Source organism: Pseudomonas sp. LB3P14, from assembly GCF_054898045.1.
In genome coordinates, this window is sequence record NZ_CM142714.1 from 6,859,123 (window position 1) to 6,875,961 (window position 16,839).

Annotated in this window: 17 protein-coding genes; 11 read left to right on the top strand and 6 right to left on the bottom strand. The window is 61.3% G+C overall.

The window, feature by feature from the left end; all coding sequences use genetic code 11:
• Positions 1 to 1,158 (bottom strand): efflux RND transporter periplasmic adaptor subunit EmhA, encoded by a 1,158-nt coding sequence (gene emhA / locus ACYZT5_RS31505; protein WP_462048780.1) that lies wholly within the window; start codon positions 1,156 to 1,158, stop codon positions 1 to 3.
• Between the two features lie 265 nt (positions 1,159 to 1,423).
• Here emhA and emhR point away from each other — a divergent pair, with 265 nt between their 5' ends.
• Positions 1,424 to 2,056 (top strand): efflux system transcriptional repressor EmhR, encoded by a 633-nt coding sequence (gene emhR, locus ACYZT5_RS31510; RefSeq protein WP_462048781.1) that lies wholly within the window; start codon positions 1,424 to 1,426, stop codon positions 2,054 to 2,056.
• A 215-nt stretch (positions 2,057 to 2,271) separates the two neighbouring features.
• Here emhR and ACYZT5_RS31515 read toward each other — a convergent pair whose 3' ends face one another.
• Genes ACYZT5_RS31515 through ACYZT5_RS31525 form a run of 3 tightly spaced genes read right to left on the bottom strand, consistent with a single transcriptional unit; the run spans position 2,272 to position 4,834 of the window.
• Positions 2,272 to 3,321, bottom strand: a complete 1,050-nt coding sequence (locus ACYZT5_RS31515) for an alkene reductase (RefSeq protein WP_462048782.1) — start codon at positions 3,319 to 3,321, stop codon at positions 2,272 to 2,274.
• Between the two features lie 22 nt (positions 3,322 to 3,343).
• Positions 3,344 to 4,510 (bottom strand): MFS transporter, encoded by a 1,167-nt coding sequence (locus tag ACYZT5_RS31520; RefSeq protein ID WP_462048783.1) that lies wholly within the window; start codon positions 4,508 to 4,510, stop codon positions 3,344 to 3,346.
• A 3-nt stretch (positions 4,511 to 4,513) separates the two neighbouring features.
• Positions 4,514 to 4,834, bottom strand: coding sequence for an ArsR/SmtB family transcription factor (locus ACYZT5_RS31525; protein ID WP_449642596.1), 321 nt, complete (start codon positions 4,832 to 4,834; stop codon positions 4,514 to 4,516).
• Between the two features lie 171 nt (positions 4,835 to 5,005).
• Here ACYZT5_RS31525 and ACYZT5_RS31530 point away from each other — a divergent pair, with 171 nt between their 5' ends.
• Entirely contained in the window at positions 5,006 to 5,584 is a 579-nt protein-coding gene (locus ACYZT5_RS31530; protein WP_462048784.1) for an acyl carrier protein phosphodiesterase, read from the top strand.
• Positions 5,585 to 5,709: 125 nt separating this feature from the next.
• On the opposite strand, the gene ACYZT5_RS31535 is transcribed toward ACYZT5_RS31530, so the two are convergent.
• Positions 5,710 to 6,501: a lysophospholipid acyltransferase family protein gene (locus ACYZT5_RS31535; protein ID WP_462048785.1), complete on the bottom strand. Its 792-nt coding sequence runs from the start codon at positions 6,499 to 6,501 to the stop codon at positions 5,710 to 5,712.
• Entirely contained in the window at positions 6,501 to 7,256 is a 756-nt protein-coding gene (gene olsB / locus ACYZT5_RS31540; protein WP_283183319.1) for an L-ornithine N(alpha)-acyltransferase, read from the bottom strand. Before olsB ends, ACYZT5_RS31535 begins: the two co-directional genes overlap by 1 nt.
• 154 nt (positions 7,257 to 7,410) lie before the next feature.
• Here olsB and ACYZT5_RS31545 point away from each other — a divergent pair, with 154 nt between their 5' ends.
• The 9 genes from ACYZT5_RS31545 to ACYZT5_RS31585 all read left to right on the top strand — a co-directional run bounded on the left by ACYZT5_RS31545 (position 7,411) and on the right by ACYZT5_RS31585 (position 16,828).
• A complete protein-coding gene (locus tag ACYZT5_RS31545) occupies positions 7,411 to 8,301 on the top strand; it encodes an acyl-CoA dehydrogenase middle domain-containing protein (RefSeq protein WP_462048786.1) in 891 nt (296 codons plus the stop codon).
• 172 nt (positions 8,302 to 8,473) lie between these two features.
• A complete protein-coding gene (locus ACYZT5_RS31550) occupies positions 8,474 to 9,568 on the top strand; it encodes a serine hydrolase domain-containing protein (protein WP_462048787.1) in 1,095 nt (364 codons plus the stop codon).
• Complete coding sequence (locus tag ACYZT5_RS31555) at positions 9,565 to 9,894, top strand: amidase (protein WP_462048788.1); 330 nt, start codon at positions 9,565 to 9,567, stop codon at positions 9,892 to 9,894. The genes ACYZT5_RS31550 and ACYZT5_RS31555 overlap by 4 nt, the downstream gene beginning before the upstream one ends.
• Before the next feature lie 165 nt (positions 9,895 to 10,059).
• Positions 10,060 to 11,235 carry a M20 aminoacylase family protein gene (locus ACYZT5_RS31560; RefSeq protein WP_462048789.1) on the top strand — a complete coding sequence of 392 codons (1,176 nt, stop codon included), beginning with the start codon at positions 10,060 to 10,062 and terminating at the stop codon, positions 11,233 to 11,235.
• An 81-nt stretch (positions 11,236 to 11,316) separates the two neighbouring features.
• The gene (locus tag ACYZT5_RS31565; protein WP_462048790.1) at positions 11,317 to 12,627 is read left to right on the top strand and encodes a citrate-proton symporter; all 1,311 of its coding nucleotides are present in this window, start codon (positions 11,317 to 11,319) and stop codon (positions 12,625 to 12,627) included.
• Between the two features lie 20 nt (positions 12,628 to 12,647).
• Positions 12,648 to 14,072: an amidase gene (locus ACYZT5_RS31570; RefSeq protein ID WP_462052341.1), complete on the top strand. Its 1,425-nt coding sequence runs from the start codon at positions 12,648 to 12,650 to the stop codon at positions 14,070 to 14,072.
• 83 nt (positions 14,073 to 14,155) lie between these two features.
• Positions 14,156 to 14,926: an IclR family transcriptional regulator gene (locus ACYZT5_RS31575; protein ID WP_462048791.1), complete on the top strand. Its 771-nt coding sequence runs from the start codon at positions 14,156 to 14,158 to the stop codon at positions 14,924 to 14,926.
• 152 nt (positions 14,927 to 15,078) lie between these two features.
• On the top strand, positions 15,079 to 15,669 hold the full coding sequence (locus ACYZT5_RS31580; RefSeq protein ID WP_462048792.1) for a YceI family protein: 591 nt from the start codon (positions 15,079 to 15,081) through the stop codon (positions 15,667 to 15,669).
• 1 nt (position 15,670) lies between these two features.
• Positions 15,671 to 16,828 (top strand): phospholipase D-like domain-containing protein, encoded by a 1,158-nt coding sequence (locus ACYZT5_RS31585; protein WP_462048793.1) that lies wholly within the window; start codon positions 15,671 to 15,673, stop codon positions 16,826 to 16,828.
• Positions 16,829 to 16,839: the final 11 nt, after the last annotated feature.

Here is a 16,839-nt window from a genome sequence, read left to right on the forward strand (position 1 = left end):
TTACTCCCCTTTGCCGCTGGAAGCCTTGCTAGCTGCCTGTGCGGGGGCCGGGTTCTTTGCGCCAACGTTAGTCGCTTCACTGGCATTGACTTCGATGCCAGGTTTGACGAATTGCAGTCCTTCGGTGATCAGGCGATCGCCGGCCTTCAGACCGTCTTCGATCAGCCATTGGCTGCCGACAGTACGGCTGGCCTTGAGCTGACGCAGTTCGACCTTGTTGTCCGCACCGACGACCAGTGCGGTCGGGGTGCCTTTGAGGTCACGGGTCACGCCTTGTTGCGGAGCGAGGATCGCCGCGCTGTTCACACCGGCCTGCAATTGGGCATGTACAAACATGCCTGGCAGCAGGGTGTGATCAGGGTTGGGGAATACCGCACGCAAGGTCACGGAACCGGTGGTCTGGTCCACCGAGACTTCGGAGAACTCGAGTTTGCCTTCCTGTTTGTACTGGCTGCCGTCTTCGAGGGTCAGCTTGACCGTTGCCGCCGTGTCGCCGGCCTTTTGCAGACGACCGCTTTCCAGTTCGCGGCGCAGCTGAAGCAGCTCCACGGAAGACTGGGTGACGTCGACGTAGATTGGGTCGAGTTGCTGGATCACCGCCATCGCGTCGGCCTGGCCGCTGGTGACCAGTGCGCCTTCGGTCACGGTCGAGCGGCCGATGCGGCCGGAGAGTGGCGCGTAAACCTTGGTGTAGCGCACATTGATCTGGGCGCTTTGCAGGGCGGCTTCCGATTGCAACCGGTTGGCCAGGGCCGTGTCGTATTCCTGACGGCTCACAGCCTGTTCGCTGACCAGTTGCTTGTAGCGATCGGAAATCGACTTGGTCTGTTGCAAGTTGGCTTCGGCGCTTTTCAGGGTGGCTTCATAAACAGCCGGATCAATCTGATACAGCTGCTGGCCGGCCTTGACGTCGCCGCCTTCCTTGAACAGGCGCTTGAGAATGATGCCGTTAACCTGAGGGCGAACTTCGGCGATGCGGTACGCGCTGGTACGGCCCGGAAGCTCGGAGGTCAGGGTGAAGGCTTGAGGTTGCAGAGTAACGACGCCGACCTGAGGGGGTGGTGGGGCAGGTGCCGCCTCTTCCTTTTTGCATCCGCTGAGCAGCGATGCCAAGGCGAGGGCAGTGACCAGAGCGGTAACAGCTGGCTTGAATTGCATGAAAATCCTCGGGTCAGGCGCGCAAATAGCGCACTAGAAATGTGGAAAGGTAAAAAATGTGCGCTGAGTGGATAAGTAGCTTGCTAAGTAATATACTTACGTTCATGGTTGTTTGTAAACACCTGGCCGCGTATCCACACCGTTACGAAAGCCGTTAAAAGATCCGAATTGTAGGCCGGGGACGACGCCCCAAGAGCGTTCGTCCCACTTTTATTCAGCTGATGTTCAGACATCGCTGAGGCATCCTGATTGAGGTTGTACTGCCATGGTCCGTCGTACCAAAGAGGAAGCTCAAGAAACCCGTAGCCAGATACTCGAAGCGGCAGAAAAAGCCTTTTTTGAGCGGGGCGTGGCGCGCACGACACTGGCGGACATCGCTACCCTGGCCGGGGTCACTCGCGGGGCCATCTATTGGCATTTCAGCAACAAGGCGGATCTGGTGCAGGCCATGCTTGATACCTTGCAAGAGCCGCTGGATGAAATGGCCAAGGCCAGTGAAAGCGAAGATGAACCCGACCCCCTGGGCTGCATGCGCAAGTTGCTGATTCATTTGTTTCATCAAGTTGCCTTGGACCCGAAAACCCGACGCATCAATGAGATTCTGTTTCATAAGTGCGAATTCACCGATGAAATGTGCGACCTGCGCCAGCAGCGCCGAGCGGTCAGTCTTGATTGCAATGTGCGAATCGCCCTGGCCCTGAGTAATGCGGTCAATCGGGGACAGTTACCGGAAAGCCTCGACACGGCCCGCGCGGCCATCAGCCTGCATGCGTACATCGACGGCATCCTGTATCAGTGGTTGTTGGCGCCCGACAGCTTTGAACTGCACATCGATGCCGAGCGCTGGGTCGATACAGGGTTGGACATGCTGCGCTTGAGCCCCAGCCTGCGCAAATGAAACAAAATGCGTAATTGGATCCGGTTGTGTCAACACATGAGGCGGACGAAGATCATCTCGACGCTCGTCTGATTGCAGTGGGTTGCTTTTATATACGTACGCTCGCCAGGTTGATAGGTAGTGAGCTACCTGATTTGTAGGGATTTTGTGAGTGACCCGCGCAAAAAAGCCCCGGCTCTTTCGAGTCGGGGCTTTTATATTTCAACGGCTGACGCTTACATCACCGGGTAATCGATATAACCCACCGGGCCTTTGGCGTAGAACAATTCCGGACGCGCTTCATTCAACGGCGCATCGGCTTTCAAGCGTGCCGGCAGGTCCGGGTTGGCAATGAACGGCACACCGAAGGCGACTGCATCGGCCTTGCCGCTGGCGAGCCAGGCGTTGGCGCTGTCCTTGGTGAAGTGTTCGTTGACGATGTACGGGCCGCCGAACGCTTCTTTCATTTGTGGGCCGAGGCTATCGCCGGCTTCTTTCTCGCGCGAGCAAATGAACGCGATGCCACGCTTGCCCAGTTCGCGAGCGACGTAGGTGAAGGTCTCGGACAGGTTGTCGTCGCCCATGTCATGGAGATCGGCGCGCGGTGACAGGTGCACACCGACGCGGCCGGCGCCCCAGATTTCGATCGCGGCATCGGTCACTTCCAGCAACAGGCGCGCACGGTTTTCCAGGGAGCCGCCGTAGTTGTCGGTGCGCTGGTTGGTGCTGCTTTGCAGGAACTGGTCGAGCAGGTAACCGTTGGCGCCGTGGATCTCCACGCCGTCGAAACCGGCCGCCTTGGCGTTCTCGGCACCGACGCGGTAAGCGTCGACGATGTCGGCGATTTCAGCAGTTTCCAGAGCGCGCGGGGTTGGGTAGTCGGCCAGTGGGCGAACCAGGCTGACGTGGCCTTTCTGCTGGATGGCGCTCGGTGCGACCGGCGCTTCACCGTTCAGGTACAACTCGTGGGAAACCCGGCCGACGTGCCACAGTTGCAGGAAAATCTTGCCGCCGGCGCCGTGGATCGCTTTGGTCACATTGGCCCAGCCTCGTACCTGATCGTTGGACCAGATGCCCGGGGTGTCCGGGTAGCCGACGCCCATCGGCGTGACCGAAGTGGCCTCGCTGAGGATCAGGCCGGCGGATGCGCGTTGTACGTAGTACTCGGCCATCAGCGCGTTTGGCACGCGGCCTTCGTCGGCGCGGCAGCGAGTCAGCGGCGCCATGATGATGCGGTTGGACAATTCGAGGTCGCCCAGTTTGATCGGATCGAAAATAGTCGTCATTGAATACAACCCTCGTGAGGTATCAGTTGGTAGCAGGGGCCAGTTCGGGATTACCGCTCTGACGGAAAGTAATCAGGGTCACCAGCAGGGCGAGTACCGCCAATGCTGCTGCCGCGAGAGGCACGCTGGTCAGGCCGAAACCGTGGGCGATGACACTGCCGCCGACCCAGGCACCCAAGGCGTTGCCGATGTTGAAAGCGCCGATGTTCAAGGTCGACACCAGGTTCGGTGCGGCCTTGCCGTAGGTCACGACATTCACTTGCAGGGCGGGTACGGCGGCGAAGCACGCGGTGGCCCATAGGAACAGGGTGATTTCGGTCGGGATCACCGCGACGCTGGTCCAGGTCAGTACGGTCGAGATCACGGCCATCGAGATGAAGACGCCGATCAGCGTCGCGGCCATGCCTTTGTCAGCCAGCTTGCCGCCGATGATGTTGCCGACTGTCAGGCCCAGGCCGATGAGCATCAGTGTCCAGGTCACGCCTTTGGGCGAGACGCCTGTGACATCGCCGAGCAGTGGGGCGACATAGGTGAACAGGGTGAAGACCGACGCGGCGAACAGCGCGGTCATGCTCAACGACAGCCAGATCCCGGCGCCTTTGAGGGCGCGCAGTTCGGCGCGCATGTCGAGTTTTTCTTCATCGCGCTTGGCCGGCAGGAAGCGGATCAGGCCAATCAACGCGATCACACCCATCACGGTCACTGCCCAGAAAGTCGAACGCCAGCCGGCTTGCTGACCGAGCGCGGTGCCCAGCGGGACGCCGAGCACGTTGGCCAGCGTCAGGCCGGTGAACATCAAAGCCACGGCCGAAGCGCGCTTGTTCGCCGGCACGAGACCTGCCGCGACCACCGAACCGATACCGAAGAACGCACCGTGGCAGAGGGCGGTGACCACACGCGCAAACATCAGCACGTTGTAGTCGGTCGCCATTGCACAGAGCAGGTTGCCAATGATGAAGATGCCCATCAACACTACCAGTGCAGCCTTGCGCGGTAATTTAGCAGTGGCCAGTGCCATGAACGGCGCACCGATGGCGACGCCCAGGGCGTAACCGGTCACCAGCCAGCCGGCGCCGGGAATCGACACGCCGAGGTCAGCCGCCACATCGGGCAGCAAGCCCATGATGACGAACTCGGTGGTGCCGATGGCGAAGGCGCTCAAGGCCAGAATGAGTAGCGAGAGGGGCATTGTTTAATTCCTAGTCGGAGCGCTGAGCTCCTTGACGATGGCGTCGAGGAACGCCTGAATCACGTCCTCGTTGCGTTTGAAGAAGTGCCATTGACCGGCTTTCTGGCTGCTGATCAGCCCCGCACGTTGCAAGTTCGCCAAATGGGCGGACACGGTCGACTGCGACAGCCCGCAGCGTTGATCGATCTGTCCGGCGCAAATGCCGTACTCGTGGTTGTGGATCTGTTCCGGGAACTGGGCTTTGGGATCTTTCAGCCAGGTGAGGATGTCTCGGCGTACTGGGTGTGCCAGGGCTTTTATTATTTCGTCGAGGTCGATGGTCATGGTCAGGGCTCGTGATGAGTAAAACGCTATATCGCGATGAGGCGAACTTTAAATCGGTACTTCGCGATATACCAATATGATTTTGGTCTGACGACCGTGCAAATCGGTATATCGAGTTATAACGATATGATGGTTGTAAAAATACAAATGCGCAGTGCTAAGCTGCGCGGCATGAACTATCTCGCACATCTGCACCTCGGTGGCCAGCGCCCTGGTCAATTGCTCGGCAGTCTGTATGGCGATTTCGTCAAAGGACGGCTGCAAGGGCAGTTCGATCCGGAGATCGAAGCGGCCATCCAGCTGCATCGCAGCATCGATGTCTTTACCGACCGCCATCCGTTGGTGGACGTCTCGTTGTCGCGGTTTTCCCTGACCCGCAGGCGTTACGCCGGGATCGTGCTCGACGTGTTTTTCGACCATTGCCTGGCACGTGACTGGACGCTGTATTCTGACCGGCCACTGGAGCAATTTACGTCGGACGTGTACCGGGTTTTGTCCGCCGAGCCGCAATTGCCGGAACGTCTGGCGCAGATCGCGCCGCACATGGTGGCCAATGACTGGTTGGGTTCTTACCGGGAGTTCGCTGTGCTGGAGCAGGTGCTGCGGGGGATTTCGCGGCGGTTGACGCGGCCGGAGGAACTGGCCGCAGCGATGCAGGAGTTGCGGGTGTTGTATGAACCGTTGAGCGATGACTTCAGATTGTTCTATCCGCAACTTCAGGACTTTGCCCAAAACTATCCAACGACATAAACCTATTGTGGGAGCGAGCTGCTCGCGAAAGCGGCATAACATTCAACGAAGATGCTGAATGGCATACCGCTTTCGCGAGCAGGCTCGCTCCCACAGGGGATTTTTGTTCCTTCAGTAGATAGGTGTCAGGCAGCAATGGCGGGGCGCATTGGGACTTGCTGTGTTTCCGGAATCGCCCCAAACAACGCCTTCTGCACCGCCTGCTGTGCCTCGAACGCCAGCGCCGCACGCTCCCGACCTTCGCAAGCGATCGGCTTGAGCAGATGAATCTCCACCTCACCCCGATCATTGGCAAACAAGCGCATCAAGTGCGAGAGCAAATCGTCATCGCCAATGAACGGCGCCAGCGAATCGAGCTCACCGTCGCGCAGATAACGAATCGCCACCGGCTGCAACTTCACTTCGGAGTCGATCGCCGCAGACAGCAATCGACCATGAAACGTGCGCAGCGAACGGCCATCGGTGGTGGTGCCTTCCGGGAACATCAGCAGCGGATGTTCCTGCTCTAGATGACGGGTCATCTGTTTGCGGATCAACTGACTGTCTCCTGAACCGCGACGGATAAACAGGCTGCCGGCCTTGGCCGCCAACCAGCCTGCCACCGGCCAGGTGCGCACTTCGGCCTTGGACAGGAACGACAACGGCGTGAGCATGCCCAGCAGTGGAATGTCGGTCCAGGACACGTGGTTGCTGACCCACAGCATCGGCGCTTTCGGCAATTGACCGTGCACGGTCACGCGAAAGGGCAGGGCATTGCTCAACCGCGCCATGAAGAACCGCGACCAGCGTTGGCGGCGGACCATCGAATGAGCGATCCCCAAACGTTCGAACAGCCCGAACACTCCGGCCATGCTCAACCCCAGTGCCACCACCGTCAGCACTCGCGCAATCCGCGCGTACACCCGTAACCGGCTCATCAAACGGCCGCCTTGAAGTGCTTGGCGTAACGCGGGCAGAGTTCGTCGCGCTTGAGCAGGATGAACACGTCGGCAACCTGGAAGTCTTCGTCCCAGCACGGCTCGCCGCAGATCTTCGCGCCAAGGCGCATGTAGGCCTTGAGCAGCGGTGGCATTTCGGCGATGACGTTGGACGGGATGGCGAGGCTCGGCAGCGGTTTTTTCGGTTCGGCCCGCAGGTGTTCAGTGCACAGGTAGCGTTCGCGCAGGCGCTGCATGATCGCGTGGGCCTGAATGCCGCCGTCCTGCATCGGGATGCTCGCGCAACCCATCAAATAGCTGTAGCCACCCTGGTTCAGCACTTCGGCCAGTTCGCCCCACAGTACGGCAATGGTACCGCCGTTGCGGTAGGCGGGGTCGACGCAGGTGCGACCGATTTCCAGGATTGGGCCTTTCAAGTGGACCAGGCCGTGCAGGCTGAATTCTTCTTCGCTGTAGAACTTGCCCAGGCTGCTGGCGGCGGTGTGGTCGAGCAAACGGGTGGTCGCCACCAGACGCCCGGTGTTCAAGTCACGCACGCCGATGTGGGCGCAGTGAACATCATAGTCATCCATGTCCAGACCCAGCTCGGCGCCTTTCAGTTTGGCGTTGAATTCGCCGCTGAACACGTTGAAGCGCAGGGCCTGGGCTTCCTGCAAGGCCTCGGCGCCCACCAGGCGTTCGGCTTGCAGGCGGCGTTCATTGCCGGTGTCGCTGATGCGGGCGATCTGAGTCATTGCGAATCTCCGTACGGGCCGGTCACCCGTCTTGGGTTGCAGCCGATCGACTTTCTTTATGCAGCCGTGTTGTGCAAAGTCAGGCTATGTAGCCCCGGTGTCATCGCCATGAAGCTTTGGTGATGCTTATATGACAGCCTTTGAGTAGCCTCTTATGCCCTGGCAAAACCTGTTGAGTCGCCGCGATCGCCTGCCCGCCAACCCGGACCTGGGCGAGGGGTTCGCAACCTTGTTGCACCAGTTGGGCAACGTCACGCCGTTCGAACTGGCGGTGGCCGGCGGGCGTTTGATGTCGACGCCGGGGCTGGCGTTTCTGGTGGGGTATCAGGCGGCGTTGCGCATGCTTTGGCCGAGCGCGCCGCTGAGCCTTGGCGCGTTATGCGCGACCGAACAGCGCAGCCTGAGAGTGGCGGACATGCAGACCCGTCTCAGCGATTTGCGTCTGAGCGGGCGCAAGGATTTTGTCACCGCAGGCGATGCCGCCGATTGGCTGCTGATCGCTGCCCGCAGTGAAGCCCCCGACGAAAAACCGCGCTTGAGCCTGGCGGTGGTCTATCCCGATGAACCGGGCGTGCGCCTGGAAAAGCTCCCGGCAATCCCGTTGATGCCAGACATCAGCCATGGCCGGCTGTTTCTCGATAACGCTCAGTGCGAACTGTTGGCGGGGGATGGCTGGGATGCTTACATCAAACCGTTCCGCACCCTTGAAGACATCTATGTGCTGAGCGCCATGACCGCCTGGCTGTACGGCATCGGTCAGGACAGCGACTGGCCGCAAGCCTTGCAACTGCGTTTGCTGGCGCTGCTGGCCGGGTGTGCGGAAGTCAGCCGGCAAGCGCCGAATAATCCGTCCGGGCACGTGTTGCTCGGTGGCTTGTTTGCGCAGTTCGATGGGCTCAAGGCTGAGGTGACTCAGGCACTGGCCGATGGCCCGCAGCATTGGGCCGCGATGTGGCAGCGCGATCAGAGCGTGATGGATTTGGCGGCGGGTGCGCGGGGGAAGCGGTTGGCCAAGGCACTCGTCGCGGGATCTTCACTGGATTGACTGGCCCCTTCGCGAGCAGGTCGAATCGTCGCACCGTCGCTCCCACATTTTGAAATGCACTCCCTTGTGGGAGCGAGCCTGCTCGCGAAGGCGATCTCATGCACAACACAAATCCCGGAACTGTCATCAACCTCAACTAGGCTCAGCAGGCCAATCCCTCCGAGCCCCTGCCATGTCCAAAGGCTTGTCCCTGATTTTTTGGCTGTTGCTCAGCCTCACGGCCCACGCCGAAAACTGGCCTGCCGAGCAATGGTCGACCGCCCCGACAGTCACCGGGCCGGCGCTTCAAGCCCTGGAGGCTTACGCCTTCCCACCCCGTGATGAGGCCATCCGAAAAGGCATCCGCACCGACGCTTTGCTGGTAGTCCGCGACGGGCAGTTGATCTACGAACGCTACGCCGACCCAACCACCGCCGACACCCCGCACCTGACCTGGTCCATCAGCAAAAGCCTGATGGCCACGGTCCTCGGCGTGGCCTATGGCGAGGGCCTGTTCAAACTCCAGGACCCGGTGCTGAAGTTTTATCCACCGCTGGAAAAGCACCCGACGATGACCATGGCCGATCTGCTGCACTGGGCCTCGGGCCTGGACTGGCAGGAAGACTATGAATACGCGCCGTTGAAATCCTCGGTGGTCGCGATGCTCTACACCCGTGGTCACCAGGACATGGCCGCGTTCATCACCGATCACGCTGAATACGCCAAACCCGGTCCGGCATTCCGTTACTCCAGTGGCGACAGCAATCTGTTGTCCGCCGCGCTGAAAACCATCGTCGGCCCGACCCGTTATCCGGACTATCCATGGACCGCTCTGTTCGAGCCCTTGGGGATTCGTCACGCCGTCTGGGAAACCGATGCCACGGGGACGTTCGTCGCGTCATCCTATGCCTACCTCACCGCCAGGGATCTGGCCCGAGTCGGTCTGTTGATGGCGCGCGACGGCCGTTGGGGCGAGCGCCAATTGCTGCCCAAGGACTGGACCGCTTTCAACCGCGAACCGTTCGCCCACCATCAAGCCCATCAGGACGACGCCGTGCCCGGCGGCCATTGGTGGCTTAACCGCGCGGTGGATGGCGCGGCAAAACCCTGGCCCGATGCACCCGACGATACCTTCGCGGCGCTGGGGCATTGGGGTCAGGCGATGTACGTGATGCCTGGCGAAAACCTGGTGATAGTGCGCTATGGCGATGACCGCGACGCCAGCTACCAGCACAACGCGTTGCTCAAGCTCGCGCTCAAGGCATTTGCCGCGAAGGTGCAGCCATGAACCGCCGCAGCCTTGTTCGTCGCCGACCGTTCAGCACGCTGTTGTTGATCCTGCTGATCGCCTTGCTCGGTTGGATCTGGCAAGAGCGGGTCGCGCTGTGGGCGTTCCCGGACATCATCAGTGCCTACACCGCCAAGGAATATTGTTCGTGCCGTTACGTGATGAACAATCCAACCGAGTATTGCCACAGCTATGTGAAACAGTGGCTGCCGACCAGTGGCTTTACCGATGACGCCGCCCGCAAGCGCGTCACCGTCAGCGGCATGGGCCGCAGCAACAGCGCGCAATGGATCGGCGAGCGCCAAGGCTGCCGCCTGAATCCCTGAGCACCACAGTCCTGCGCTCATCAGGTTCCACGCAGTGGAACCACATTCGATTGTCCTCGCGCCGAACTCGCGGTTATCTGGCGGTGAGCGCGACCTGCCTTGATGTGTCGCGAAATCACTGCGAACAAAAAGAACGGGAATACACCCGGCCCGAGGACAATCGTCATGACCCGACATCAGCACATCCTTGCCTGGCTCAGCGACGTGGCCAGCGACCTGCACGCCACGCGCCAGGACATCCACGCCCATCCGGAACTCGGCTTCGAGGAAAACCGCACCTCGGCGCTGGTGGCAAAATCCCTCGAGGAATGGGGTTATGAAGTTCACACCGGTATCGGCAAGACCGGCGTGGTCGGCGTCCTGCGCAGCGGCAGCAGTTCACGCAAACTGGGGCTGCGGGCAGACATGGACGCCTTGCCGATCATCGAAAATACTGGCGCGGCTTACAGCAGTCGGCATCAGGGCTGCATGCACGCCTGCGGTCATGACGGCCACACCACGATGCTGCTGGGAGCGGCGCGCTATCTCGCCGCGACCCGCCAATTCGACGGCACCCTGACCCTGATTTTCCAACCCGCCGAAGAAGGGCAGGGCGGCGCCGAAGCGATGCTCGCCGATGGCTTGCTGGAACGTTTTCCCTGCGACGCGTTGTTTGGCATGCACAACATGCCGGGACTTCCTGCAGGGCACTTGGGCTTTCGCGAAGGGCCGATGATGGCCTCGCAGGATTTGCTCACGGTCACCATCGAGGGCGTAGGTGGGCACGGCTCGATGCCGCATCTGGCGGTGGATCCGCTGGTGGCGGCGGCGAGTGTGGTCATGGCCCTGCAAACCGTGGTCGCGCGCAACATCGATGCACAGCAGGCCGCTGTGGTGACCGTCGGTGCATTGCAGGCCGGGGAGGCCGCCAACGTCATCCCTCAGCAGGCGATTCTGCGCCTGAGCCTGCGCGCCCTGAACGCCGAAGTCCGCGAGAAAACCCTCGAACGCGTGCGCGCGATCATCGAATCCCAGGCCCGCAGTTTCGGTTGCAGTTCGCGCATCGAACATCGCCCGGCCTACCCGGTGTTGGTCAACCACGCCGCCGAAACCGAGTTCGCCCGGCAGGTCGGCGTCGAGCTGCTCGGTGCCGACGCAGTGGACGGCAACACACCCAAACTGATGGGCAGCGAAGACTTTGCCTGGATGCTGCAACGATGCCCCGGCGCCTATCTGTTCATCGGCAATGGCGTTTCGCGGCCGATGGTGCACAACCCGTCATACGACTTTAACGACGACATCCTGCTGACGGGCGCGGCGTATTGGGGGGCGCTGACCGAGCGCTGGCTCAAGCCGGCCTGACGACCTCACTTTCTACTGCCGCTGGACCGGGCGCGCCACGTCGCGTCCGTTATCGCCCAACAGGTTTTTGGAGAGTTCCCCATGCAGACTTCGAGCACAGGCGTTTCGCGCACCCGGCAGGTGGTCGCCGCCGTTATCGGTAATGCCCTGGAATGGTATGACTTCATCGTTTACGGCTTTCTGGCGAGCATCATCGCCCGGCAATTTTTCCCGTCCGAGGACGAATACGCGTCCCTGTTGATGGCGCTGGCAACCTTTGGCGTCGGGTTTTTCATGCGCCCGGTGGGTGGCATTTTGTTGGGCATGTATTCCGATCGCAAAGGGCGCAAGGCCGCGATGCAGATGATCATCCGCCTGATGACGGTGTCCATCGCGCTGATCGCGTTCGCACCGAACTACGCCGCCATCGGCATGGGCGCGCCGTTATTGATCGTGGTCGCGCGGATGCTCCAGGGCTTCGCCACGGGCGGCGAATACGCCAGCGCCACGGCGTTTTTGGTGGAAAGTGCACCCGCGCATAAAAAGGGTTTGTACGGTTCATGGCAGTTGGTGGGGCAATGCCTGGCGGTGTTTTCCGGGGCGGGGATGGTGGCGTTGTTTACTCATCTGCTTTCCCCCGAGGCGCTGGATAGCTGGGGCTGGCGGATTCCGTTCATGATCGGTTTGTTGATCGGCCCGGTCGGGCTGTGGATTCGCAAGCACATGGAGGAACCGGAAGAGTTTCTCGAATCGCGCAAACAGGCCAAAGGCGCGAGCCCGGGCTTGCTGCAAGTGATTCGCGAACATCGACGCAGCATTCTGGTGTCGATGGGCCTGGCGTGCGGTGCGACGGTATCGTTTTATGTGGTGCTGGTGAACATGCCGACCTTCGCCCATAAAAACCTCGGCCTGCCGCTGGATCAGGTGCTGCTGGTGCAAATGCTCGCAGTTGCCGTGATGACCGTGATCATTCCACTGTCCGGCGCGCTGTCGGACCGGCTCGGACGGCGCCCGGTATTGATGGCGTTTACCCTGGCGTTTTTCGTGATGGTGTATCCGCTGTACGTGTGGGTTGCGACGGCGCCATCGGTGGAACGTTTGCTGGTGATGCAACTGTTGTTGTGCAGCGCCATCGGCGGGTTCTTCGGCCCGGCGCCGACCGCACTGGCCGAACAGTTTCCGATCGAAGTGCGCTCCACCGGGGTGTCGGTGGCCTACAACGTTGCGGTCATGGTCTTCGGCGGTTTCGCCCCGTTGATCGTTACCTGGCTCAGCAAGGTTATGGCGACGCCCGTGGCGCCGGCCTTCTATGTCCTGTTCGCTTGCGTGCTGACGTTATTGGGCACTTACTGCATGCACGAGGCACCCCGCAGCAAGACATCCGCTGCACTTAACCTTGAGGTGAAACCTTGAGCCTTAATCCGATTGTTGAAATGGACGCTGATGCGTTGTCGCAGGCGATTCATGCCCGCCGGGTTTCCTGCCGTGAAGTGATGCTGGCGTATCTGGCGCAGATCGAGCGCTTCAATCCGCAGGTCAACGCGCTGGTCTCGCTGCGCCCGGCCGATGAGTTGCTGGCAGAGGCCGACACCTGCGACCGGCAGTTGGATCAGGGCCAGTCCCGCGGCTGGATGCACGGCATGCCACAAGCCATCAAGGACCTGGCGGCCACCGCCGGTTTGCGCACCACCCTGGGCTCGCCGCTGTTTGCCGAGCAGATCCCGCAACACGACGCGATCAGCGTGGCGCGGGTTCGCGATTGCGGGGCAATCATCATCGGCAAGACCAACGTCCCGGAATTCGGCCTCGGCTCACAGACCTACAACAGCGTGTTCGGCACCACCACCAACGCCTACGACCCGACGTTAGTCGCCGGCGGCAGCAGCGGCGGGGCGGCGGTGGCGCTGGCATTGCGCATGCTGCCGGTGGCCGATGGCAGCGACATGATGGGTTCGTTGCGCAACCCGGCGGCGTTCAACAACGTGTTCGGTTTTCGTCCATCACAAGGTCGCGTGCCTCACGGGCCCGCGCCGGACGTATTCGTCCAGCAACTGGCCACCGAAGGGCCGATGGGCCGCAGCGTGACCGATGTCGCCCGTTTGCTCGGCACTCAGGCCGGTTATGACCCGCGCGTGCCTTTGTCGCTCACGCAGAGCCCGGAGATTTTTAGCGACACGCTGGTGCAGGATTTCAGTGACGTGAGGCTGGGATGGCTGGGGGACTACAACGGCTATTTGCCGATGGACGACGGCGTGTTGAGCCTGTGCGAATCGGCACTTGAGGATTTCGAGGCGCTGGGTTGCCGGGTCCAGGCCTGTCAGCCGGACTTTTCCATGGAACGCCTGTGGCAGACCTGGCTGGTGCACCGCCACTGGCTGGTGCAGGGCAGCCTCGGCGCGTTGTATGCCGACCCGCAAAAACGCGACTTGCTCAAACCCGAGGCGCAATGGGAAATCGAGGGTGGCCTGCGCCTGACGGCGGCGGATGTTTACCAGGCGTCGGTCAGTCGCAGCGATTGGTATCGGGCCTTGAGCGAGTTGTTCGAGCGTTACGATTTTCTGCTGTTGCCCACCGCCCAAGTGTTCCCTTTCGATGCACAAACCCCTTGGCCCCGCATCGTCGGCGGGCAGTCCATGGACACCTATCACCGCTGGATGGAGGTGGTGATTGGGCCGACCCTGGCCGGTTTGCCGAGCATGAATGTGCCGGTGGGATTCAGCCCGGCCGGGTTGCCGATGGGCCTGCAAATCATCGGCCCGGCCCAGGCCGATCGGGCGGTGCTGCAACTGGCTTACGCCCATGAACAGCTGACTCAATGGGTCAAGCGCCGGCCTCCGAGCTGTCTGCAAAATGCCTGAACTCACCGAGCGGGCCCGCATCTTGCTGCATAAAGCGATCACCCATCCGGGCTATTCCATCAGGGCTTAGGGAGATCGAAACCATGGACAGCAAGGCAGAAACCGGCAGCGTACGTTCCGTCGAACGGGCCCTGGCCATCGTCGAACTGCTGGGCGAGCATCAGGCGTTGGGTCTGGAGGAGTTGCACTACCTGACGACCCTGCCCAAGGCCACGGTGTCGCGCATGTTGCTGACCTTGCAGGAGCAAGGCTGGATTTATCGTGGCTTGAGCGACCGGCGTTATCGGCTGTGCGCCAAGCGCTTGTTTGGCGACAGCCAGCAGCGTTTCAAACGGCGACTGGTCGAAAGCGCCGCGCCGCTGTTGCTGGAGTTGAGCGAGCGCACCGGACTGGTGGCGGACCTGTCGAGCTTCGATGGCGAGCGGGTGGAAGTCATGGAAAGCGCGATACCCACGGTGCTGCGCAAGCGTTACCCGAACAACTGCCAGATCGTCGGCCAGCACGCCAGCCTGTTTCATTCGGCCATGGGCCGGGCGTGCCTGGGCGAGCTGGATACCCATGAAGTGGAACGACTGGCCGGTCGTGAACGGCTGCCCGATGAGAGTCTCTTCAGCGCCAGCGAGCAGGCGTTGCATCAGGGCTTCGGCCAGCGCACCGAAGGTTACTGGGAATACCCGGTGCGCCTGCCGTTTCTGATTCGCGCGGTGGCCTTGCCGATCCATGCCGACGGCCGACTGGTCGGCAGCATGGCGCTGCACTGGCCGATGGATCAGGCACCGGTGGAACGGGTACTGAGCCTGCACCTGAACAGTTTGGCCGCCACCATCGGCGATGTGCAGCACGCGTTGGCGTAAGGCATAACAGATCGCAGCCTGCGGCAGCTCCTACATGTGAGCGCATTCCCCTGTAGGAGCTGCCGCAGGCTGCGATCTTTTGATCTTCGCGGTTTGCAATGCGCTCACGGGCGGTTAAGGTTCGTGCAGGTTTATCTGCCCCACGAGTCTCTATGTTCAACCGCTTTCTCTCCAAACCCCTCGCCTTTCTGCTGTTGGCCAGTGCCGCCCTGTCGGCCCACGCCGATTGGTATCTGGATGGCGAGTCCTCGCGGCTGTCGTTCATCAGCACCAAAAACACCAACATTTCCGAAGTGCAGCGCTTTTTGGTGCTGCACGGCAAGGTCGATCCCAAGGGGCTGGCGCAGGTCGAAGTCGAGGTGGACTCGGTCAACAGCGGCATCCCGCTGCGCGATGAACGCATGCGCAAGGATCTGTTTGACATCCAGGTCTTCCCCGAAGCGCTGATCACCGCGCAAATCGATCTGCGGCCGATCAACGACCTCGCGCCCGGTGCGCAACTTGAATTGCGTTTGCCAGTGACCGTCAACCTTCACGGTAAAAAGCACGAATACAACGCCGAACTGCTGGCAACCCGTCTCGATGACCGACGCTTCCAGGTGGTGACCCTCGAACCGCTGATCATCAACGCTGCGGATTTCGACCTGGCCCCCGGCCTGGAAAACTTGCGCAAGGTCGCCGGTTTGTCGGCCATCAGTCTGTCGGTGCCGGTGGGTGCGGTACTGATTTTCACGGCGCGCTGACATGGCCGGTGCAATTTTCCCCTGGCGTGAAGGCAACAGTTTTGAACTGCTGATCGACGGTCCACAGTTTTTCCCGCGGATGTTGGTCGCGATTGCCCGCGCCGAAGAGCAGGTCGAACTGGAGCTGTACCTGGTGGAGGCAGGTGCCTGTGCCGAGGCGATGGTTCAGGCGTTGGTCCAGGCTGCCGAACGTGGCGTGCGTGTGCGCTGCCTGTTCGATGATTACGGCAGCCTCGCGTTCACCCTGACCTTGCGTCAGCGTTTGATGGCGGCGGGTGTGGAGCTGCGTTTCTACAATCGCCTGAGCTGGCGGCGCTGGGTCGGCAACTTCTACCGCGATCACCGCAAGCTGTTGCTGGTCGATCAAAGCATGGCCGTGGTGGGCGGCACCGGGGTGACCGATGAGTTCTGGACGCCGGGTGAAGACACCAGCGAATGGCACGAAGTGATGGTGGAAATCACCGGCCCCTTGGTCATCGACTGGCAGTTGCTGTTCGACCGCCAATGGATCGCCAACCGGCATCGGCGTGCCTGGAAACCCGCTTCGCATTTCGGCTTGCCGCGTCTGCCACGCGTGCCGTCCGTGGGCGAGGGCATGGGCCGGGTCGCCTATGCCGACGCCCGCCAGCACCGGGACATCCTGCAATCGCTGGTTCGCGCGCTGAACAGTGGCCAGCGGCGGATCTGGTTGGCGACGCCGTATTTCCTACCGACCTGGAAAGTCCGTCGTTCATTGCGCCGGGCAACTGACCGGGGTGTCGATGTGCGACTGCTGCTGACCGGGCCGCGCACCGATCACCCGTCGGTGCGCTATGCCGGGCATCGCTACTACCCGCGATTGCTCAGGGCCGGGGTGAAGATCTTCGAATACCAGCCGTGTTTCCTGCATTTGAAAATGGTCCTGATCGACGACTGGGTAAGCATCGGCTCGTGCAATTTCGATCACTGGAATTTGCGTTTCAACCTGGAAGCCAACCTTGAGGCGCTGGACGCTGGGCTGACGCGGGCGGTGGCGGCGAGTTTTGAGAAGGACTTTGCGCAGAGCCAGGAAGTCAGCCTGGAGGCATGGAAACGCCGACCGCTGTGGCGGCGGGTGAAGCAACGGGTATGGGGATGGGTGGATCGGCTGGTGGTGAATCTGCTGGATCGACGCGGCTAGTGACGCCAGAT